Below are 21,581 nucleotides of genomic sequence, written 5' to 3'. Positions count from 1 at the left end.
TCTCACCTAACCGTTTCTTCGCTACTTTCTTTCGCACGCCACAGGGCGATTGCCTTTTTTAACGACTCTTTATATTCATTTTTCGGATTTGAGTCAATTACAATTCCCGCTCCAGCCTGCACATAAGCTTGACCATCTTTTGCAAGAAGCGTCCGAATCACAATATTTAATTCCATATCTCCTGAGTAACCAATCCATCCAATTGAACCTGTATAAATCCCACGGCGAACAGGTTCTAATTCTTCTATAATTTCCATCGTACGTATTTTGGGTGCACCCGTAATCGTTCCACCTGGAAATACAGCTCGCACTAAATCGAAAGCATCCTTATCTCGTCCGACCTCACCACGAACGTTTGAAACGATATGCATAACATGCGAATATTTTTCGATAACCATAAATTCATCTACTTCTACAGTTCCATACTTACAAACTCGCCCTAAGTCATTACGCTCTAAATCCACAAGCATGACGTGCTCTGCACGTTCTTTTTCATTCCCAATTAATTCTTCCGCCAAACTCTCATCTTCTTGTTCATTTTTCCCACGAGAACGTGTACCAGCAATCGGACGGGTACTCACTTCATTCCCTTGCTTTTTAATTAACAATTCAGGTGAACCGCTAACAATTTGAAAATCTCCAAGCTCTAAATATCCCATATATGGTGATGGATTAATTTCACGAAGACTCGTATAAATCTCCAGTGGGTGTGTTTGTAATGTTTTCTCTTGTCTTGTAGACAAATTCACTTGAAACACATCTCCAGCCCCAATATATTCTTGAATACGCTGAACAGCTTTCATAAATCCTTCTTCTGTAAAAGCTACCGCTTCATTTCTATTTTCAGGAAATTCAAATGGCACTTTAACTTCAGGAACTTCCTTCATCCAAAGGCTCTTCCATTCATTTAAACGACTTTCCGCTTCCTCACGTTCATCTATATAATGCGTAATAATCCACAACACTTTTTCTTGTTGATCATACACAAACACGTCATCAAATAATAAAAAGAATATGTCAGGTATATCCACATCATCCTCTGCAAGGGAAGGAAGTTTTTCAATATAACGGATACAGTCATAACTAAAATATCCGATTGCACCACCTTGAAATGGCGGATAGTCTGGATTATGATTCGTTCTCCATCGTTCCATATACCTTTGCATTAAATCTAACGGATTGCCTTTCTCTATTGTTTCCTTACCGCTTTCACTTATATGTAACGTTTCATCTTTCCCCTGAATCACCGCTACCGGATCGAGCCCCGCAATACTATAACGACCCCCACGTCCACTTTCTAACAAAATATGTTGACTCTTATTCTGAGAAAGAAACTTATATTGCTTAAAAAAATCTAAATGATATGGAACAGAAAGCGCTAAAGATTTTCTTCGCTGCATACCAACACCCCGTCTTCTTTTATCCCACTCCCTTAGACTAATCACCCCAAATTACAGATGGTTAATATGAAATAATCGTCCCTGAGAGCTAGTGAAAATATTTTAACTTTACTACTACTTATTTTACATGAAGTTTTCTAGTCATTCACTATTTTCAAACGAAAAAAGAAAAAGCATTCCTTTTCAGGAATGCTTTTTCTGGCCATACTAATTATGATTCAAATTGATAAAGCGGTGTACTTAAATAACGTTCACCATTACTTGGAATAATTACAAGAACCTTTTTCCCTTTACCAAGTTTTTTCGCAACTTCTGTCGCGGCATAAATGACAGCACCTGAAGAAATACCAACTAAAATACCTTCTTCACGAGCCACTCTTCTCGCATATTCAAATGCCTGTTCTGTCTTCACTTGAATAATTTCATCATATACTTCTACATCCAATGTTTCAGGAACGAATCCAGCCCCAATACCTTGAATCTTATGCGGACCTGGTTTCCCACCAGATAACACTGGAGAATCTGCAGGTTCTACTGCGTAAATTCTAATATCTTTATATATTTCTTTTAACACTTCACCAGCACCTGTAATTGTTCCACCAGTACCGATACCAGCGATAAATGCATCTAATTCATTACCCATTTGTTCAACAATTTCTGGCCCTGTCGTCAAACGGTGAATTTCTGGATTCGCCGGGTTTTGGAATTGTTGTGGTATAAAGTAACCATGCTCTTTCGCTAATTCAGTTGCCTTACGAATTGCGCCGCCCATTCCTTCTGGACCCGGAGTTAATACTAATTCAGCTCCATAAGCACGTAATAAGTTACGACGTTCAATACTCATTGTCTCCGGCATTACTAAAATTGCCTTATAGCCCTTTGCAGCCGCTACCATCGCTAAACCAATTCCTGTGTTACCACTCGTTGGTTCAATAATTGTATCGCCTTCTTGTAATAATCCCTTTTTTTCAGCAGCTTCGATCATAGATAATGCAATACGATCTTTTACGCTACTTCCAGGGTTCATGAATTCTAATTTTAAGTAAATGTCTGCACTGTCTTGCTCTACGATGCGGTTCAACTTAACGATCGGCGTTTTCCCGATTAATTCTGAAACTGATTGTGCCACTCGCATTCCTGTCACTCCTAACACCGAGTATTTTTATTGGTTTTATATACATTTCAATTTTGACAGAATTTTTCTTACTTGTCAATTTATTTAGATGATTTACAATTGCTAGAAAACCTTTCTGTTTACAAGCTTTCAATCAAGTTTGTAATATCTTCTTTAGAGAAATTATATCGCTCATTACAGAAATGACAATGCACTTCCGTTTCATCTTCTTCCTCACGAACTTGTTCTAATTCTTTTTTACCGAGACTAATTAATACACTCTCAATACGCTCACGAGAACATGTACAATTAAATTGAACGTCCATTGTTTCTAATACCTTCACTTTTTCTTTTCCTAGTACTTCGTATAATAATTCCTCTGGCGAAAGTCCTTGTTCAATTAATTTTGAAACAGGTGGGATTTTTTGCAGACGCTCTTCAATAAAGGAGATTGTCTCTTCCTGTGCTCCTGGCATAATTTGCAGGATAAATCCACCTGCAGCAAGTATGCTATCATCCCCATTTACAAGGACACCAATACCAACAGAAGAAGGTGTTTGCTCAGAAACAGCAAAATAATACGTGAAATCTTCCCCTAATTCTCCCGAAACAATTGGAGATTGCCCGATAAACGGTTCACGCATACCGATATCTTTAATTACTGTTAGAAACCCTTCTGTACCTACTGCTTGATATACACGCAATTTCCCTTGCTCTGTTGCTTCAAAATCAATGTGGGGATTCGTTACATATCCACGTACATCTCCATTCGCATGAGCATCCACTAAGATTGGGCCAAGTGGGCCATTTCCTTCCACCTTAATCGTCAGCTTCTGATCACCTTTTAACATAGCCCCCATCATTGCACCAGCTGTTAACGAACGCCCAAGTGCCGCTGAAGCGGTTCTCCATGTATCATGACGCCTTTGCGCCTCACTTACCATATTTGTTGTACGTACACTATACGCACGAACTTCTCCATCAAACGCTAACGCTTTTACTAAATAATCTTTCATACTTATTTATTCACCCTTCTCATGTTGTAAATTTGCATTACGTTCATATAGCATATGCAAGCCTTTTAATGTTAAAAACGGATCTACAACATCAATTACATTAGATTCTTCTGCAATTAATTTTGCTAATCCTCCAGTTGCAATAACTTTCGGTTCTTGTTTAGCTTCTTCTTTCATACGCTTCACAATACCTTCCACTTGTCCAACATACCCATAAAGAATGCCAGCTTGCATTGCACTTACTGTATTTTTCCCAACAATACTACTTGGTTTTGTAATTTCAATACGAGGAAGTTTAGCCGCTCTACTGTATAAAGCTTCTGCCGAAATCATAATACCTGGTGTAATTACCCCGCCCATATAATGCTTATTTTCGTTAATATAACAATATGTAGTAGCTGTTCCAAAATCGACAATAATAAGCGGGCTTCCGTATAATTGGATACCAGCTACAGCATTTACAATACGATCCGCTCCAACCTCACGCGGATTTTCATATTTAATATTTAAACCTGTTTTTATTCCTGGTCCCACTACAAGTGGTTTAATTTTGAAATATTTCTCACACATACGCTCTAAGGCAAACATAATTGGTGGTACAACCGAAGAAACAATAATTCCTTTCACATCTTGAAAAGAAAGGCCTTCATGTTCAAGCAACTGTTTCACTAACATACCATATTCATCTTCTGTTTTATGACGATCAGTCTCCATGCGCCAATGCTGACGAAGTTTCCCATCTTCAAATACACCAAGCACCGCATTTGTATTCCCTACATCCAATACAAAAATCATATTCTCACCACTTATCTTATTTAATCTATATTTGTGCAGTATGTACAAAACTGATAATGCCATCATATCATACATACCTATATAATCAGTTTTTCCATCTTCACCATTTTACAAAAAGATCGTTCACTATTTCAATTTTTAAAGCAAAGAAGCTTCAAATTTATATACAAGTACACAATTTTCTCAGCATAAAAAAAGGAGTGACTATTGTCACTCCTTCATTTCTTATTTATCTTCTGCGTTCTCGTCATCTTTTTTCATTGTGATATTCACTTTCACATCTTCAGAGGACTTTTTACGCTCAGGTAAAACTCCATAATCATATAAATGATTAATTTGCTCTGCATCTAACGTCTCCACTTCAAGTAACGTTTTTGCGATAATATCAAGCTTATCACGTTTTTCAGTAAGAATTTGTTTTGCACGAGCATAACATTCTTTCATAATCGTTTGCATTTCTACATCGATGTCATGTGCAATTGCATCACTGTAGTTTTGTTCTGAATGGAAATCTCTTCCTAAGAACACCTGACCACCTTGTGAGCTTCCAAACTGCATCGGTCCAAGCTTATCACTCATACCAAATTCCGTTACCATACGTCTTGCAATGCCAGTCGCACGTTGGAAGTCGTTATGAGCTCCTGTACTCACTTCACCAAATACAATTTCCTCAGCCACTCGACCACCAAGTAAACCAGTGATTTTATCAAGTAATTCTGGTTTTGTCATGAAGTAACGATCTTCTTTTGGAAGCATTACCGCATACCCACCAGCTTGACCGCGAGGAACAATTGTTACTTTATGAACGATATCCGCCTCATCAAGCACGACACCAATTACAGTATGGCCCGCTTCATGGAATGCGACAATATTACGTTCTTTTTCAGAAATAACACGACTTTTCTTCGCAGGACCTGCAATAACACGATCCGTCGCTTCATCGATATCAGACATGTCAATTTTCTTTTTATCTTGACGCGCAGCTACTAATGCAGCTTCGTTTAATAAGTTCTCAAGATCTGCACCAGAGAATCCTGGTGTGCGAGTCGCAATTGCTCTTAAGTTAATATCATCATCAAGTGGTTTGTTACGAGCATGTACTTTTAGTACCGCTTCACGTCCATTTACATCTGGACGATCCACTGTGATTTGACGGTCAAAACGTCCTGGACGTAATAACGCTGGGTCAAGAATATCAGGACGGTTTGTTGCAGCGATGATAATAATACCTTCGTTTGCACCGAATCCATCCATTTCAACAAGAAGTTGGTTTAGCGTTTGTTCACGTTCATCGTGACCACCACCAAGACCTGCCCCACGTTGACGACCTACTGCATCAATCTCATCGATAAAGATGATACAAGGAGCATTTTTCTTCGCATTTTCAAACAAATCACGTACACGGGAAGCACCGACACCAACGAACATCTCTACGAAATCAGAACCACTAATAGAGAAGAAAGGAACGCCAGCTTCACCTGCAACAGCACGTGCAAGCAATGTTTTACCTGTACCTGGAGGTCCAACTAGCAGAACACCCTTAGGAATACGGGCACCAACTTCAGCAAACTTGCGAGGATCTTTTAAGAATTCTACTACCTCAACAAGTTCTTGTTTCTCTTCGTCTGCTCCAGCTACATCTCTGAAGCGCACTTTTTTCTTTTCATCATTGTATAACTTCGCCTTACTTTTCCCGAAATTCATAACACGGCTACCGCCGCCCTGAGCTTGGTTTAGTAAGAAGAAGAATAAGATGAAGATAATCACAAACGGAATGATAGAAGTAAAGAATGTCACCCAAGCACTCGTTTCCTCTGCTGGTTGATACTTCACTTCAGCACCTTGCGCTTTGTCATTAATTTTCTTTTGTAATTCTTCAGTATTTGGTGCATAAGTAACAAATTGTTCTTCCTGACTAGCATTGCTAAATTGTCCTTTTACCTCAAACACACCATTTTTTGGTTGAAGCTGCACATTACGCACTTCACCTTTTTCAAGTTTAGTAATGAATTTATCGTAGCTAACTGATGTTGTTTTTTGTGTTGAACCATTAAAATAGCTCACGATTCCAATCACTACTAAGAATATCAGTAAATAAAAGATGGTATTACGGAAGATACGATTCATTCCTAACCTCCTCTCACGGCATAAACACTATAGTAAATCGTAACATAGAAAAACTTTCCTATCCAATTTTAACGCCTGTATTTAATTAATTTGAGTAAACGCTTGGTTTCAATACTCCAACATAAGGAAGATTACGATATTGCTCCTTATAATCTAAGCCATATCCTACAACAAATTCATGAGGAACAGTAAATCCAACATAATCCGCTTTCAGATCGACTTTGCGACCAGTTGGCTTATCTAGTAGCGTAACAATCTTTACAGATTTCGCCTTACGATATTTGAATAGGTCCACTAAGTAACTTAATGTAAGGCCGCTATCAATAATATCTTCAACGATTAAAATATCGCGACCTTCTACAGAAGTATCAAGGTCTTTTAAAATTTTCACTTCACCTGTTGAAACTGTAGAATGACCGTAGCTAGAAACAGCCATAAAATCCATTTCAAGATATGTATCTGTTCTTTTCAATAAATCTGCCATAAATGGCATTGCACCCTTTAATACACCGATTGCAAGAGGTACTGTATTTTTGTAATCCTCTGCAATAATTGCACCTAGCTCATGCACCTTTTCTTGTATTTGTTCTTCGGAAATTAATACTTTTTCGATATCTTGATTCATCATTTCATTATCCTCCTGGAAGACTCCTTGCTTTTGTAGTGAATAATCATATATTTATCCTTATCTGCTGTTCCATGTGAAATAGCAACTGCAGATTGTTTCAACAACGGAACCCAAATAATGTTCCCGCTTGCATCACAAACAATCGGCCACTCTTCTCTCTTTTCTTTTGGTACTTTTTCCTCAATAAAAATAGCTTTTATCTTTTTCGTACCACTCATACCTTTTATTGACATGCGATCTCCATTTTCTCTAGAGCGGATAAGAAGAGGATATGATATATCATTATACTTAGCAACAAATACTGTTTCATTCATGTTACTTGGTAATTCCTCATTTACTTCTGCTACAAGTTCATCACCGTTTGCTAAGGTAACAGCACCCGGTACTGATAAAACTTGTGAAAAAGGGAAAACAATTTCTTGCTTAAATCGGAAACTACATTCTTCATATGTACGAACAATTTTTAGGCCACCAGGAAAATCAAGTGAGCCTGAAGGGTGTGTCCGCTTAAAAAATGCAATAACTTTGTCAATATGTATAGAAGAAAGCGAAGACGGAATCTTGTATTCATAAAGATAGTTTAATATTAGTTGAATCCCTCTCCTTTGTAAAGGCATAGACATGGATTCAAAGGCAGGAATTGATAAGACGATGTGTTTATCACTTTTTTTTGTAATTACTTTATTCATCTTTTCAAAAGCTAATTCCTGCAAATACGCCTCATCCTCTTGCATAAGCATACTAAAATTTTGAAATCGCTCATGCACATGCGGATTTTCCTCTTTTAAATAAGGTAGAACATACTTACGTAATCGATTCCTCGTATATACTTCCTTTTCGTTACTCGGATCCATACGTGGTGTAACCCCTAACCTTTTACAATAAGCATTAATCTCTTCCTTTGTTACCGCTAACAAAGGCCTAATTACATATCCACTATGGAAAGGGCGTTTCACAGCAATTCCAGCATAACCCTTCGGAGTACTCCCGCGGACGAGACGCATTAAAATCGTCTCCATCTGATCATCTCCATGATGCCCAAGAGCTACATATCGCGCATCATATTTCTTCATTATTCTTTCCAAAAATGCATATCGGCATTCCCTAGCAGCCACCTGTGCATTCATTCCATATTGCTGTTGATATTGCGATACATTAATTCTTATCGTTTCGCAAATAACCCCAATCTTCCGACAAAGATTTTCTACAAATTGTAAGTCTTCATAGGATTCATCTCCTCTAAACATGTGATCCACATGCGCGACTACAATCTTCAATTTCTTCTCTTCCCTTTTCTCTAATAAATAATATAAAAGAGCTAAAGAATCAGGGCCTCCAGAAACTCCTACAACAATTGTCGAATGTTCCTCTAATACATCATGCTGCTTTGCAAACTTATCTACTTTTTCAACAAATGTATCTTTCAACTCCGCAATCACCTTTCGTTAAAACCAAACAATAACATACTTTTTACCTTACCTATAATGGTACAACTTTTACAAACTTTGTGCAAAAAAAGATGTACAAAATTCACATTTTTATCTTACATCCCTTCCCTATCTTCATAGAAATAATACAGCTACTTTCTCCTATAAAAAAAGGCCTAGGTGTCAACCTAGACCTCATAACCAAACTGAAGAGATTTCCGCTCCCCTATTGCGCTTGTTTACCCATAATTGGAATCGTAGCCCACTTTGGCATATTCTTCTTTACCTTCGCAACGACAATCGTCATATCATCATTGATATATCCATCACTAGATCGAATGACCTCTTCCATAATAATATCAGCAATTTCTTGTGGATCATCGGTTTGTAGTTCTTTAATTTTACGTTTCATCCACAATTCATGGTTTTCCACATGCTGCGCCCCTTCAAAAATCCCATCACTCATCATAATTAGAATGTCCTCTGTTTTTAATTGTTCACCAACAACATCCACCTCAACATCCTCAATGATTCCCATTGGCAAGTTGCTTGCTTCTATTTGTAAAACGTTATTTCCACGTTTTACAAAACTTGGGGTTGAACCAATTTTTAAAAACTTAGCGCTTGCATCACGTAAATCTACCATAGCTAAATCAAGCGTCGTAAACATTTCTTCTGTCGTCCTCAATGAAAGAATTGAATTAATAGACTTAATAGCAATTTCTTCATCAATACCGGATTGCAATATTTTTTGTAACAATTTTACTGTTTCCTTACTTTCCATATGTGCCCTTTGTCCATTGCCCATTCCGTCACTAATGGCAAGAGCATATTTCCCCACACTTAAATCCATCATCGCATACGAATCTCCTGATACAAATCCGCCTCCTTTTGCCGCTGTAGCAAGCCCTGTATCAAGAGAAAATGTTTTCGCTGATCCAAAAGATATCATGCTATGACCATTTGGATAAGCAGAAGGTTCTTCATGTTTAACAATAATATTTTCTTTTAAAACATCCGAAAGCATCGGCGCAACTAATTTGTCACATTCCCCATGTTGATTAGATGCTGCCGGAATCATCATTTCAATATCAATATTCCCTCTATCTAAACAATAGATATCAACATGTTCCACCTCGACACCAAAGTCACGAAACGCTTGTAAAATTTGTTCTTCCTGTACCTGATGATTTTCCCGTTCACGCTGAATTTCTTTCGCAAAATCTTCCATTACTTTTGAAACACCTAATAATTGTTCTGCAACAATTCTACGATTCTCTTTCATTTGTTTTCGTAACTTTTGCCCCTCATAGAAATGACTTAATTCTCCTGCCATTAAATCTGTTACCTTTTTTCCTCTTACGCAGTGCTTTTCCCATTCACGAACCAACTTACGGTTATGCTGAAGCGTTCCTTCTTCTGTTTCATTCATAATTTGTTTCATATAATCATATGTTTTATCAAAATTCACTACCCAGCATTGATCCTTTTTAAAACATGATTGACACGTCTTTGCTGTAATTGTACTTAAAAATAAATCAGCTTCTGTTTCCTCATCCTCTTCCTCCACATATCCATATACCGAAAAGCTATTAGATAATGCAGAGAATACATTTGCAAATTGATTAATTTTATTCGCTGTCACATCACGCATTCTTCGTAAATATTGTTGTTGATCCTGAGAATGTTCTTGTGTTCCTGGCATAAATTTAGCAAGCCGATCGATAATTGCCTGTGGTGTTAGTAAAAAGAATCCTATCGCCACTCCAGATTCTATTAAAGTTGTTATAATATTTACTTGTTTGTCGACGTATAATGTGATTAGACTTGTACCAATTAGCAACCCTAAACTAACGCCCAAACGCTTCCCTTCTTTTAATAATCCACCAAGTAACCCCGAAAAAGCCAATAGACTAAGTTGAGATAAGCTACCTACATTCGCTAAACTCAATATCAATCCTGTAACAACCCCTACTGTTGAACCAGTAGCTGCCCCTGCAACAAAAGCAAATAATAACACTAAATATCTCGTGAAAATATGTTGAACTGAAGCGTCGTAAATAAACCAATCTGTTGTACCCGTTAACACAGATGCAAGTAGTATAATTAAACAAACAATTTCCTCCGTTTCTAACGCTTGTTGCTTTCCCTTTCTTTCTGTCAATAACGGTACACTTTGTAGAAAAATCATTGTTAAAACAAAACTAAGCCCTGCTTCAATAGTACTTACAAGTAAATCATACATAGTGACGGTTTGCTGCGCGAAGTAAACAACAGCGAGATGTGCGGTTAATGCGGAGATAAATACTTGAAATGGTACAAGTCCAACAATTTTACGTGTAAATCGACTAAAGAAGATATTGTAAATGAAGAAAGTAAAAATAGATGCAAAGGCAAAAAGTAAATTATCTAGTGAAACGGAAAGCGCACCACCCATAAGAGCAAGAAATGCGAGTGCCATCTTATCACGCTTCATTACATAAACAGCAGCAAAAAACGGTAGTGCAAACGGTAAAATGTTCGTTAATATATATGCTCTTCCTAAAAGAAAACCGATTACAGCAATAACGAATCCCCATCTAAAGAAAACTTGCTCCAACTTCACTTTCAACTTGCTTGTCCATGTTATTGATCTGAGTTGTCCATCATTCATAGCCAGTGTACTTGTGTTCACAGTATTCCTTCCTGCTTTTGGCATATTTTTAACACCACCTGCATAGTTTAATTACTGTCATTATAAAAGATGATTATTGGGATTTTTGTCAAAACAACAGTTCACACTTACATAATCGTTCGACTTTTTATTCGAAATAAACCTATATATATACAAGTTGTTAAAAATAAGCACCTTAAAAGAACAGAAAATTCAAAAAATATAGGGTGTTTTTGTAGAAGCTTTGCACTTATTTATAATTTCTTAATAAAAAAAAGATCATGCTATCTGCATGATCTTTTCTAGATGACCCGTACGGGATTCGAACCCGTGTTACCGCCGTGAAAGGGCGGTGTCTTAACCACTTGACCAACGGGCCGTTAAAATAAATATAGCGGCGGAGGGGATCGAACCCCCGACCTCACGGGTATGAACCGTACGCTCTAGCCAGCTGAGCTACACCGCCATGTCGTCTTATTTAACGGACAATTAGTATCTTATATCAAATTCACTTTAAAGTCAACATGTTTCAAAAAGTTTTTTATTCTTTTTTTAATATACTCATTTACATAAAAAAGCACCCCGAGTGACTTACTCCGGGCACCTCTCTATATGTTAAGAATAAAACGTTCGTTTTATCCGCGACGAGCGCCACGGCCACCACGTTTAGATTCTGTATTACGCTTTAAAGAAGTTAGACGATCTTCACTGTCTTTTAAAAAGCGTGCCATCTTTTGCTCAAACGTTTCCTTTTGATTGCCACCATTATCACGGCCACCACGGTTATCTCTGTTAAAAGAACGATTGCGTTGTGGACGCCCAGAACGTTGTTGATCACCACCACGTTGATCACCACCACGTTGATATTCACTGCGTGGACGATCTCCTTCTGGTTTTACACGTTCTTTCGCTTTTTTAATAGATAGACCGATTTTTCCATCTTTTTCAACATTAATAACTTTTACTTCTACTTGGTCGCCTACTTTTAAGTGATCATTAATATCCTTCACATAATTATCAGCAACTTCACTAATATGAACAAGACCCGTTAAGCCTTCTGGCAGCTCCACAAAAGCCCCAAAATTTGTAATACCTGTTACTTTACCTTGTAACTTGCTGCCTACCTCGATTGACATAAAAAAAATGCTCCTCCTTAGTGGTTAAAAAGTCAAATTTTACTTTATTATATATAATCCTAAAATATAGTGTCAATAAGACACGACCTACTTAGAAACAGGAAAAATTATCTCCCCTTTTCCAGAGAAGAAATAATCCCTCCTAGCAATCTTTAAAACATACTCTTCATCATTCAACTTTTGAACATCATCTTGTAATTTTTTTTCTTTCTTTGTTAATGAACCCAATTCTTTTTTCATCTCTTCAACCTTTACTTCTTTTGCTTTAATGGAACTATTTTGTTGATAAAACGTTACACTAATGCTCGCAATAATTGTAAAAGCAAAGACAAGAAAAACTGCTAAACGGCGATATAATCGCCTCCTGTTTTCATTTGTTTGTATTATATGTTCTCTTACAGAATTTGGATTCTGCTCTTCAATCAATCTTTGCCTCAGTTCCCTCATTTCCGAGGTCCCCCTAACTTCTTTTTTATACGCTCCCAAATTTGAAAGATATATTTCTTCAATTTCCTTGTATGTTGCAGTAATTCCACATATCTCTTTATAAAAAGTTTAACACGGTTAGGGAGAAGTTTCCATATGAGCAAAGTAAGAAATCGAACAGGCCAGAAAAAAACTTTCCATACAAAAAGTAATATCCATACGGTACACTTCCACAACACATGCCCAATTGAAAATAGTATACGAAATAAAAATAAAATAAAAGCAATAATAAGCTGCGCTATAATAATAACAGGTTTTATCATAAGTAGCTGTACAATTTGGATAAAAAATTGTATCGTTTGTACAAAAATATAAATGAGAAAATTCAATACTCGCATATACACTGCTTTCAATAAGCTTTGATATGCAGCAAAACCACAAAACAAAGCTACAAAAACATATATACGTAATTCAGCTTCATTTACAAGCAGCAATACGTAAAAGACAAACAGTGCTTGGACAATCCAAAACAGTATATCATATATAAATACAATCCAACGCTTACGCCGCGGTCGCTGTAAAAAGCGTTGGTATGTATCTAACGCCGCTCCAATCCAAGCACCCATTCCAATCATAGAAAGCATTGTATACAGTTGAATCGTTAAACTCATTTAAACAACTTACTAAAGAATCCTTTAGCTTTCTCCCCTTGATTTTCATCAATGTACAACATCTCATGAATTTTCCCTTTAATGGATACAATACCTTTTTCTACATCTAAATTTTTCATCTGTAAGTTTTGACCGCGAATTGTTAAAAAACCCATTACAGTTTCTAATAAAAACTCTTCACTATCAAAACTCTCTACTTGCTTTACGCCAGTAATATCTATTACACGTCTACCACGCATAATAATATCATGCTCTACAGAAACATTCTGTTGATTAGAAGACGCAACTGAGTAGCCCTTATTCACGTCAATCCCCCCATAGCTTTATACTATCTAGTAAATAATGTATGAGGAGAGAAAATAATTTAGAACAAGCCTTCTTCTGCTTTCACTTTCTCTTCACGAACTACCGTATACATGTTAGCTGCATCTTCTTTTTTCGTTGTTTCTTTTAATTCATTTACTTTTACAGTTACTACCTTTTGTCCAAAACGAATTGTTAGTTCATCTTCTACTTTCACAACAGAGCTCGCCTTTGCAGCTTGCCCATTAATCGCAATTCTTCCTTGATCAGCTACTTCCTTTGCTAATGTTCTCCTTTTAATTAGACGCGATACTTTCAAAAATTTATCTAAGCGCATCTCATTTCCCCCCTATCGATTCTCTATCTGCTTCGCTTCTTCCCATAAAGCATCCATTTGCTCTAACGTTAACTCCTGCATTTCCTTATTCATTTCAGCTACTTTGGCTTCCATGTATATAAATCGGCGCATGAATTTCTCATTTGTGGTACGAAGTGCCTCTTCTGGATCCAATTTATAGTAGCGAGCAATATTAACAAAGGCGAATAGTAAATCCCCAAATTCACCTAACATTTTTTCTTTATCCATCTTTGCAACTTCCTGCTCAAACTCTTTCAATTCTTCAAAAGCTTTATCCATCATTGGCTGTACATCATCCCAATCAAAACCAACTTTTCCTGCTTTTTTCTGAATTTCATACGCACGCATTAATTGTGGTAAACTTTTTGGAATTCCCGTTAAAGCAGACTCCCTTACATGCCCTTTTTCTTGTTTTTTAATTTCTTCCCAGTTTAAAACAACTTCTTCCGCGCTCTCTACATCTATATCTCCGAACACATGTGGATGACGACGTACCATTTTTTCAGATAGCGTTCGGATGATATCATCAACTGAGAACCAGCCCTCATCTTCTCCAATTTGAGCATGAAGCATAACTTGTAACAACACATCACCAAGTTCTTCAATCAAGTGGTCGTCATCTTCTTCATCAATTGCCTCTAACACTTCATATGCCTCTTCAATTAAATATTTCTTTAAAGACTGATGTGTTTGCTTTTTATCCCATGGACAGCCATTTGGTCCACGAAGCTCAGCAATAATTTCTCGGAGCACATCAAATTGTTGATATAAAGAAGCTCGCTCAGTAACAGGCGGTACATATACGCTCGTTAAATTGTTCAACTCTGTTTCATGATCCAACATATAGAGCGGCACTTTTTTCACTTGCTCAAAAGATGTTCCTGCGGCTGTTACAATATATACTTCATACTCATCAGGCAACATTTCCATTAATGTCAACTTAACCTCAGATGCAACAAACGCATCATATACTTGGCAAAAAATTAAGTGTTGACGTAATTCTAATTGACCTCTTTCAAATGAAGTTGCATCAATAAGTTGGAATCCTTCAATTGGATCTATTTTTAAACTAGCAAACATCGGATCCAAAAAGCTTTGTCCACCTTCAATTCGCACCTCAATCTGCTTCGTTTCCCCTTTTTGCAAGAGTAATTGAACAGTTCGTTCCGCAACAAGCGGATGACCTGGTACAGCATATATAATATCCGCACCTTGTGCTTGTTCTATTAACGTATTCGCAATTGTTTCATACACGATTTCAAATGTATCGTGCGACTCATATACATCATCAAAAGCCGTGTACTTTACACCTTCCTTTTCTAACTCTTCAATAACAGGATGCTCTTTCGTACGCACATACATATGATCTGCTTCTTTTATTTTTCGGTATACACCCATTGTCAGCTGATCTAATTCACCAGCACCTAATCCTAAAATCGTGATTACTCTACTCACAACCATTCACCTCTATCCACTCTTCTTCAATGAAGCTTGTACCTTCTCTTGCTTCATAACAGTCCCTAATTCTTTTTTTGTAAAAACACTTAACTTCGTAATTAAAAACAGATATACCAATCCACCAATCGCTACGCCTAGCAACGCTTCAATTACAGCTAATCCTCTATACCCTTCATCACTTGCTAGTCCCAACCCTTCATAAATACGCATAAATAACATTAATATAACGACCATTCCTAATCCGCTGATCGTTACTCCAAATATGCCTTGTTTATGAATGAGTGGTTCTTCTACAATTCGAATAAGGAAAGCACTATTTAACAAAGCGATAACCATGAGCGAAATTAACGTTGCGACTGCCGCCCCAGTTACACCAAATTGCGGCATTAACATATAATTGAGCAATAATTTTAGACACCCTCCAAATATAACAAACAATGCCGGCTTTACAGTTTGACCAAGCCCTTGCAGAATAGAAGCCGTTGTAATGGATAAGGAACTAAATAAAATAGAAACAGCTAAAATAGCTAATACACCTGAGCCCTCACTATTTTCAAACAACATAATATTTGTCGGCTTAATGATACACGCTAATCCTAATGCTGCCGCAACTCCAATCACAAAAGTTATCTTCATCGCTAACTGCACCTTTTGTTGAATAAACAGACGATCTCCTCGTTCTTTTGCTGAAGTAATAATTGGAATAAGCGAAAGTGAAAATGAAGTCGTCACAACTGTACCAAGCTGCATAAGCGGGATACTTCTGTCATAAACACCCTTTAATACTTTTGCAATTTCCGCCGGTTCTCCTGCCTGAATAAGCAATGTATAAAACGAAACTGAATCTGCCATTTGTATAAAAATTAACACTAAATTACTAACACAAATAGCCATTCCTTGCCAAAAAAGGATTCGAATGATTTTCTTTTTATTGTGTACCCTCTTCCATCCTTGTAAGAAAATAGAGCGAAAATTATGCCGCATATAAAATAAAAGTACGAGTATACCAATAAACCCGCCTGCAATCGACCCCAACATCGCTCCTGCTCCAACTGTATATAAATCAAATTCATGTGCAATGAGGAACAACGATAAGAACACAATAATTGACACACGAACCGTTTGTTCAATCACTTGCGATATAGCTGTCGGTATCATATTGTTAAACCCTTGAAAGTGCCCTCGTGCAACAGATAAAAAGGGCATTAACAAGAATGAAAATGAAATAACTCTTAGCAGTTTATCTAAATTTGCATCGCCCATGACTGATGCAATCGTGTGAGCTCCTAAAAACAACGTAAAGAAACCTATACAACCGATTCCTAATAAAAACCAAAAAGAAACACAAATAATTCCCTCTGCCTCTTCCTGTTTTCCTTGTTCTAAACGCTCTGCTACCATCTTAGAAATAATGATAGGAAAACCATAAGTAGCTAAAATTAAACAAAATCCATAAAACGGATAAATTTGTTGATAAATATAAAAACCAACATCCCCCGCTATATTTTGATATGGAATACGGTAAAAAGCGCTTAATACTTTCGTAACAAAACTTGCAACCGTTAATATAATAGCCCCGCGCCAAAAAGCTTGATACTTCTTCGCTTCCATACGAGAAAACTCCTTTTCCTATTCTCATCCCTCGTATTATATCACAAAGAAAAAACAGGATTCCTTTTAGATTTATACAATAAAAAAGGTAGCAAGACGCTACCTTTAAATGAAATACAATCCTACTTTCCGAAAAAAACCTTTTATAAAGAAATATTATGATTAAGAAGAATTACTGTTCCATTTGTTTTGCTAAAAAACTTGCAGCAGTATTTACTGCCTTATGCTCTACCTCACTTATAATTGCTTCTTTTGAAAAGATGATAACAGCTCCAATCGGATCTCCATTTGCAACGATTGGGCCAACTGTATAAGAGCTAACCTTTTCAGCTACACCATCGATAATCGAAATTTCACTTTCATCTGTCATAACAACAGATTTTCGATCTTCCATCGTTTTTTCGATTAAATCGCCAACACTTTTATTTAAGTATTCTTTTTTAGATACCCCCGCTACGGCGATAATGGAATCGCGATCACATACGAGTACGTTATGTCCTAAGCTATCGTATAAAGCTTCTGCATATTCTTTTGCAAAATCACCTAATTCACTAATTGGAGAATATTTTTTCAAAATCACTTCTCCATCGCGATCCACAAAAATTTCTAGCGGATCTCCTTCTCGGATACGAAGGGTTCTACGAATTTCTTTCGGAATTACTACCCTACCTAAATCATCAATTCGACGTACAATTCCAGTTGCTTTCATTCTAATGCTGCCTCACTTTCTACTGATGATGAAAGTGGTGAATTTACCTGTTCATGTAAAAATCACCAACTGTTAGACATAGTATTTTACACATTAGTTCTTCTATGCACGTCGAATTGCATTTTTTATTTTGTTTTAGGCATTTATTACTTCTTTTTTCACGTCAGACAAACCTTTTAATAAATTTTCGGCGATTGTTAACCATTTTGATGTCTCTAATCCATTCGTTTTCATAACAATTTTCAAACGAGAACCTTCCATACCAAGACCAATCATACGACCAAAACTATTACCAAGCATAAATAATTTTCCACCATCAATATTTTGGCTTGATTGCTCTGAGAATAAAAACGTCACTTCAAATTTTGTTTGTTTAATTAGCTCAATCTGTTCTTTCGTTGCTAATACTTTAATATTTGCAATTTGTAATAAATATCCAACTTCTTGCGGATAGTCTCCAAAACGATCAATTATTTCTTCTTGTAATTCCTCAATATCTTCAATCGCAGAGACACCTCTAAATTGTTTGTACATCATAATTTTTTGTTTACTATCTGAAATATAAGCGTCTGGCAAGTAAGCATCCACTTCTAAATCAATTTCAACATCAATCGTATTTTCAATTCCTTGTGTTCCTTGACGCTGTTCAATCGCATCTTTTAACATTTGAGAATATAGATCAAATCCGACAGAATCGATGAATCCATGCTGCTCAGCCCCTAACAAGTTACCAGCACCACGAATGGATAAATCTCGCATTGCAATTTTAAATCCTGATCCAAGTTCTGTGAATTCTTTAATTGCTTGTAAACGCTTCTCAGCGACTTCTGACAACACTTTATCACGCTTATATGCAAAGTATGCATAAGCAACACGGTTTGAACGACCAACGCGCCCACGAAGCTGATAAAGCTGTGATAATCCCATACGATCGGCATCAAATACAATTAATGTATTTACATTAGGAATATCAACACCTGTTTCAATAATCGTTGTACTTACAAGAACATCATGCTGCCCATCTAAAAATGATAGCATGACAGACTCTAGTTCACTCTCGTTCATTTTCCCATGTGCATACGTCACACGCGCCTCCGGGACTAACATGGAGATTTCATCTGCTTTTCTTTCAATATCTTCAACACGGTTATACAAGAAATAAATTTGACCGCCCCTTGCAAGTTCCCGTTCTATCGCCTCTCGAATTAACCCTGGATTATACTCAACCACATATGTTTGTACCGGGAAACGATTTTCTGGTGGCGTCTCAATAACAGATAAATCTCGTACACCGAGCATAGACATATGGAGCGTACGCGGAATTGGCGTCGCCGTTAATGTTAATACATCAACATTCGCTTTCAATTGTTTAATCTTTTCTTTATGCGTAACACCAAATCTTTGTTCTTCATCGATAATTAGTAAGCCTAAATCTTTATAGGTTACATCTTTAGATAAAATGCGATGTGTTCCAATAACAATATCAACTGTCCCATCTTTTAAACCTTTAATTGTTTCATTTTGTTGTTTTCTAGTACGGAATCTACTTAACAATCCAATATTAATTGGGTAGTCTTGAAAACGTTCTCGAATCGTTTCATAGTGTTGTTGTGCAAGAATCGTTGTCGGTACTAAAATTGCAACTTGCTTTTCATCCATAATTGCTTTAAACGCTGCACGAATTGCAACTTCCGTTTTACCATATCCAACATCACCACATAGAAGTCGATCCATTGGACGCCCACGTTCCATATCTTTCTTAATTTCTTCAATAGAACGCAACTGATCCTCTGTCTCCTGGTACGGGAAAGATGATTCAAATTCCTGCTGCTCTGCAGTATCCGGCGTATACGCATATCCCTTTGAAGCCTCACGCTCTGCATACAATTTAATTAAGTCATCTGCAATATCTTGTACAGATTTTTCCACCTTCGTTTTGACCTTTTTCCAATCGTTTCCGCCTAGTTTGTAAACTTTCGGATTCTTACCTTCTGATCCTACATACTTTTGTACTTGATCAATTTGTTCGATTGGCACATATAACTTATCATTACCTTGATACTTAATGTTCAAATAATCTTTATGGACACCATTAATTTCTAACGTTTCAATTCCTAAAAATTTACCGATACCATGATTTACATGAACAACGTAGTCGTCAACTTTTAACTCTGAATAACTTTTAATACGCTCTGCATTCGATAGTTTTTGCTTACGTTGTGATTTTTTTACTTTTTTATGGAACAGCTCTTTTTCTGTAATCACAACAAGCTTTTGCATTGGCATTTCAAATCCTGCATGTAAATCACCTACAGCAATTTGAAGGCGACCAGGAAGCAATATATCTGTAGATTCTATACTGTCTGCTTCAATATCATAATCACTTAAAATATATTGTAGTTTTTTTGCGCGTTCTTCATCTGTTCCTAATACAACAGTCGTGAAGTCCCCTTCAGTCCATCTATCAATTTCTGTTTTTAACAATTGCATTTGCCCATGAAAGTCCTGCATTGTTTTACACGTTACATTAACAATATTTTGCGGGTGCGTATGTGCAATATGGCGTAAAAATAATGTTAAATATACAAAGCTTCTCTTTTTATGGTGTAAAAATTCTTCAAATTGGTGTGAGAACACCAAATCTTGAATAATTGCCCCCTCACTTAGAAGCGATGTATACCATTCTGCTTCTTCTGTCTCAAGATGTGATGCCGTTTCTTGAATACGCGAAATTTCATCTAAGATAACGACACCATTCTCAGGTAAATAGTCTATTAGACTAGCATGTTCTTTGTAAAAAATAGATAAATATTTAAACATTTGCTCTATAGTCTGTCCGTTTTTCAATATTTCTATCTCGTGACTAACTGTTTCAAGTACTGCTGTCTTGATTTTATCATCAGAGAGCTTCTGCATCGTCTTCATTAAACCTTCCTCAAGACGCTCCACCCCTAATTTCAGTTCATCTTTTGAAAATAAAAATTCTGTCGCAGGACCGAATTTCACGCTTTCTCTTTTATCTTGAGAGCGTTGTTCTTCTACATCAAATGAGCGGATAGAATCTACTTCCGTATCAAAGAACTCTATACGAAACGGTAATTCTTCAGTTAACGGATAAATATCCAGTATACCCCCGCGCAAACTAAATTCTCCAGGTGCTTCTACCATTGACTTACGTTCATATCCAATATGATGCAATGTATGAAGCAACACATCTAAATCAATCTCTTGCCCTAGACTAATTTCGATTTGCTTTTGCTTCCATAATTCTTTTATTGGTAAAAATCTACGTAATCCAGCAACTGGAACAACAATAATGCCCTGCTCGCCCATCGCTAAACGATTTAATACTTCAATACGCTGCGCTTTCAGTTCTGGGCTTGCAACTCCTATTTCTGACGCAATTAATTCATTAACCGGATATAACCATACATCCTGCTCACCAAGTAGTGATACTAAATCCTCATATACTTTTTGCGCTTGAAATAAGTTGTGTGTAACAACAAGTTGTGACTGCTTTGTTTTTTTATATAAAGCAGCCATTAATAAAGAACGAGAAGAAGTTGCCATACCTGATACAAGCTGTTCTTTCAATCCTTCTTCTAGTCCATTAATAATGGATTGTATTTCTTTATTTTTATAAAATTGCTCTAATAACCCTATCATTTTCAAAACTCCTCTCAACATAAAGAGCAAGTTAATATATTTTTATGCAAATATTTTGGAAAAAGAAAACAGAAAAATGCTTT

The 21,581-nt window shown here is 36.7% G+C and carries 17 protein-coding genes and 2 tRNA genes; all 19 read right to left on the bottom strand.

The features are described from left to right. Positions 1-2 precede the first annotated feature (2 nt). The 19 genes from trpE to mfd all read right to left on the bottom strand — a co-directional run bounded on the left by trpE (position 3) and on the right by mfd (position 21,498). Positions 3-1,400, bottom strand: a complete 1,398-nt coding sequence (gene trpE / locus NSQ40_RS00340; protein ID WP_003205470.1) for an anthranilate synthase component I — start codon at positions 1,398-1,400, stop codon at positions 3-5. 211 nt (positions 1,401-1,611) lie between these two features. Then, positions 1,612-2,535, bottom strand: a complete 924-nt coding sequence (cysK, locus tag NSQ40_RS00335) for a cysteine synthase A (protein ID WP_018767319.1) — start codon at positions 2,533-2,535, stop codon at positions 1,612-1,614. A 119-nt stretch (positions 2,536-2,654) separates the two neighbouring features. After that, complete coding sequence (gene hslO / locus NSQ40_RS00330) at positions 2,655-3,530, bottom strand: redox-regulated molecular chaperone HslO (RefSeq protein WP_098158999.1); 876 nt, start codon at positions 3,528-3,530, stop codon at positions 2,655-2,657. Between the two features lie 6 nt (positions 3,531-3,536). Further along, on the bottom strand, positions 3,537-4,325 hold the full coding sequence (locus tag NSQ40_RS00325) for a type III pantothenate kinase (RefSeq protein ID WP_003194273.1): 789 nt from the start codon (positions 4,323-4,325) through the stop codon (positions 3,537-3,539). A 225-nt stretch (positions 4,326-4,550) separates the two neighbouring features. After that, positions 4,551-6,452 carry an ATP-dependent zinc metalloprotease FtsH gene (ftsH, locus tag NSQ40_RS00320; protein WP_018767320.1) on the bottom strand — a complete coding sequence of 634 codons (1,902 nt, stop codon included), beginning with the start codon at positions 6,450-6,452 and terminating at the stop codon, positions 4,551-4,553. Between the two features lie 85 nt (positions 6,453-6,537). Continuing rightward, positions 6,538-7,080 carry a hypoxanthine phosphoribosyltransferase gene (gene hpt, locus NSQ40_RS00315; RefSeq protein ID WP_000981837.1) on the bottom strand — a complete coding sequence of 181 codons (543 nt, stop codon included), beginning with the start codon at positions 7,078-7,080 and terminating at the stop codon, positions 6,538-6,540. Then, positions 7,077-8,507 carry a tRNA lysidine(34) synthetase TilS gene (gene tilS, locus NSQ40_RS00310; protein ID WP_033797839.1) on the bottom strand — a complete coding sequence of 477 codons (1,431 nt, stop codon included), beginning with the start codon at positions 8,505-8,507 and terminating at the stop codon, positions 7,077-7,079. Before tilS ends, hpt begins: the two co-directional genes overlap by 4 nt. A gap of 226 nt (positions 8,508-8,733) precedes the next feature. Beyond that, positions 8,734-11,205, bottom strand: coding sequence for a stage II sporulation protein E (spoIIE, locus tag NSQ40_RS00305; protein ID WP_006093081.1), 2,472 nt, complete (start codon positions 11,203-11,205; stop codon positions 8,734-8,736). A gap of 262 nt (positions 11,206-11,467) precedes the next feature. Beyond that, positions 11,468-11,539: transfer RNA gene (locus tag NSQ40_RS00300), tRNA-Glu, on the bottom strand. A gap of 13 nt (positions 11,540-11,552) precedes the next feature. Further along, positions 11,553-11,626, bottom strand: a tRNA-Met gene (locus NSQ40_RS00295). 169 nt (positions 11,627-11,795) lie between these two features. After that, entirely contained in the window at positions 11,796-12,296 is a 501-nt protein-coding gene (locus tag NSQ40_RS00290) for a S1 domain-containing RNA-binding protein (protein ID WP_003194257.1), read from the bottom strand. A gap of 87 nt (positions 12,297-12,383) precedes the next feature. Further along, on the bottom strand, positions 12,384-12,743 hold the full coding sequence (divIC, locus tag NSQ40_RS00285; protein WP_018767322.1) for a cell division protein DivIC: 360 nt from the start codon (positions 12,741-12,743) through the stop codon (positions 12,384-12,386). Continuing rightward, a complete protein-coding gene (yabQ, locus tag NSQ40_RS00280) occupies positions 12,740-13,393 on the bottom strand; it encodes a spore cortex biosynthesis protein YabQ (protein ID WP_018767323.1) in 654 nt (217 codons plus the stop codon). Before yabQ ends, divIC begins: the two co-directional genes overlap by 4 nt. Next, complete coding sequence (gene yabP, locus NSQ40_RS00275; protein ID WP_003194251.1) at positions 13,390-13,698, bottom strand: sporulation protein YabP; 309 nt, start codon at positions 13,696-13,698, stop codon at positions 13,390-13,392. The genes yabQ and yabP overlap by 4 nt, the downstream gene beginning before the upstream one ends. Before the next feature lie 59 nt (positions 13,699-13,757). Further along, the gene (locus tag NSQ40_RS00270) at positions 13,758-14,033 is read right to left on the bottom strand and encodes an RNA-binding S4 domain-containing protein (protein WP_003194249.1); all 276 of its coding nucleotides are present in this window, start codon (positions 14,031-14,033) and stop codon (positions 13,758-13,760) included. A 12-nt stretch (positions 14,034-14,045) separates the two neighbouring features. After that, positions 14,046-15,509 (bottom strand): nucleoside triphosphate pyrophosphohydrolase, encoded by a 1,464-nt coding sequence (gene mazG / locus NSQ40_RS00265; RefSeq protein ID WP_033796959.1) that lies wholly within the window; start codon positions 15,507-15,509, stop codon positions 14,046-14,048. Between the two features lie 12 nt (positions 15,510-15,521). Beyond that, on the bottom strand, positions 15,522-17,123 hold the full coding sequence (locus NSQ40_RS00260) for a putative polysaccharide biosynthesis protein (RefSeq protein WP_003194245.1): 1,602 nt from the start codon (positions 17,121-17,123) through the stop codon (positions 15,522-15,524). A gap of 172 nt (positions 17,124-17,295) precedes the next feature. Beyond that, complete coding sequence (gene spoVT / locus NSQ40_RS00255) at positions 17,296-17,832, bottom strand: stage V sporulation protein T (RefSeq protein WP_003194242.1); 537 nt, start codon at positions 17,830-17,832, stop codon at positions 17,296-17,298. Between the two features lie 135 nt (positions 17,833-17,967). Continuing rightward, positions 17,968-21,498 (bottom strand): transcription-repair coupling factor, encoded by a 3,531-nt coding sequence (gene mfd, locus NSQ40_RS00250; protein WP_097786807.1) that lies wholly within the window; start codon positions 21,496-21,498, stop codon positions 17,968-17,970. Positions 21,499-21,581: the final 83 nt, after the last annotated feature.

The organism is Bacillus sp. FSL K6-6038 (assembly GCF_038050455.1).
Classification (GTDB): domain Bacteria; phylum Bacillota; class Bacilli; order Bacillales; family Bacillaceae_G; genus Bacillus_A; species Bacillus_A pseudomycoides.
The sequence above is the reverse complement of the archived record's forward strand: the minus strand, read 5'-3'. Positions and strand labels throughout refer to the sequence as shown.

What these genes read in the sequence shown, in the direction of transcription:
- ftsH (WP_018767320.1), bottom strand. Translation starts at nt 6,452, where the DNA reads ATGAATCGTATCTTCCGTAATACCATCTTTTATTTACTGATATTCTTA.
- NSQ40_RS00290 (WP_003194257.1), bottom strand. Translation starts at nt 12,296, where the DNA reads ATGTCAATCGAGGTAGGCAGCAAGTTACAAGGTAAAGTAACAGGTATT.
- NSQ40_RS00260 (WP_003194245.1), bottom strand. Translation starts at nt 17,123, where the DNA reads ATGGAAGCGAAGAAGTATCAAGCTTTTTGGCGCGGGGCTATTATATTA.
- NSQ40_RS00270 (WP_003194249.1), bottom strand. Translation starts at nt 14,033, where the DNA reads ATGCGCTTAGATAAATTTTTGAAAGTATCGCGTCTAATTAAAAGGAGA.
- spoIIE (WP_006093081.1), bottom strand. Translation starts at nt 11,205, where the DNA reads ATGCCAAAAGCAGGAAGGAATACTGTGAACACAAGTACACTGGCTATG.
- NSQ40_RS00325 (WP_003194273.1), bottom strand. Translation starts at nt 4,325, where the DNA reads ATGATTTTTGTATTGGATGTAGGGAATACAAATGCGGTGCTTGGTGTA.
- divIC (WP_018767322.1), bottom strand. Translation starts at nt 12,743, where the DNA reads ATGAGGGAACTGAGGCAAAGATTGATTGAAGAGCAGAATCCAAATTCT.
- cysK (WP_018767319.1), bottom strand. Translation starts at nt 2,535, where the DNA reads ATGCGAGTGGCACAATCAGTTTCAGAATTAATCGGGAAAACGCCGATC.
- trpE (WP_003205470.1), bottom strand. Translation starts at nt 1,400, where the DNA reads ATGCAGCGAAGAAAATCTTTAGCGCTTTCTGTTCCATATCATTTAGAT.
- hslO (WP_098158999.1), bottom strand. Translation starts at nt 3,530, where the DNA reads ATGAAAGATTATTTAGTAAAAGCGTTAGCGTTTGATGGAGAAGTTCGT.
- spoVT (WP_003194242.1), bottom strand. Translation starts at nt 17,832, where the DNA reads ATGAAAGCAACTGGAATTGTACGTCGAATTGATGATTTAGGTAGGGTA.
- hpt (WP_000981837.1), bottom strand. Translation starts at nt 7,080, where the DNA reads ATGATGAATCAAGATATCGAAAAAGTATTAATTTCCGAAGAACAAATA.
- yabQ (WP_018767323.1), bottom strand. Translation starts at nt 13,393, where the DNA reads ATGAGTTTAACGATTCAACTGTATACAATGCTTTCTATGATTGGAATG.
- mfd (WP_097786807.1), bottom strand. Translation starts at nt 21,498, where the DNA reads ATGATAGGGTTATTAGAGCAATTTTATAAAAATAAAGAAATACAATCC.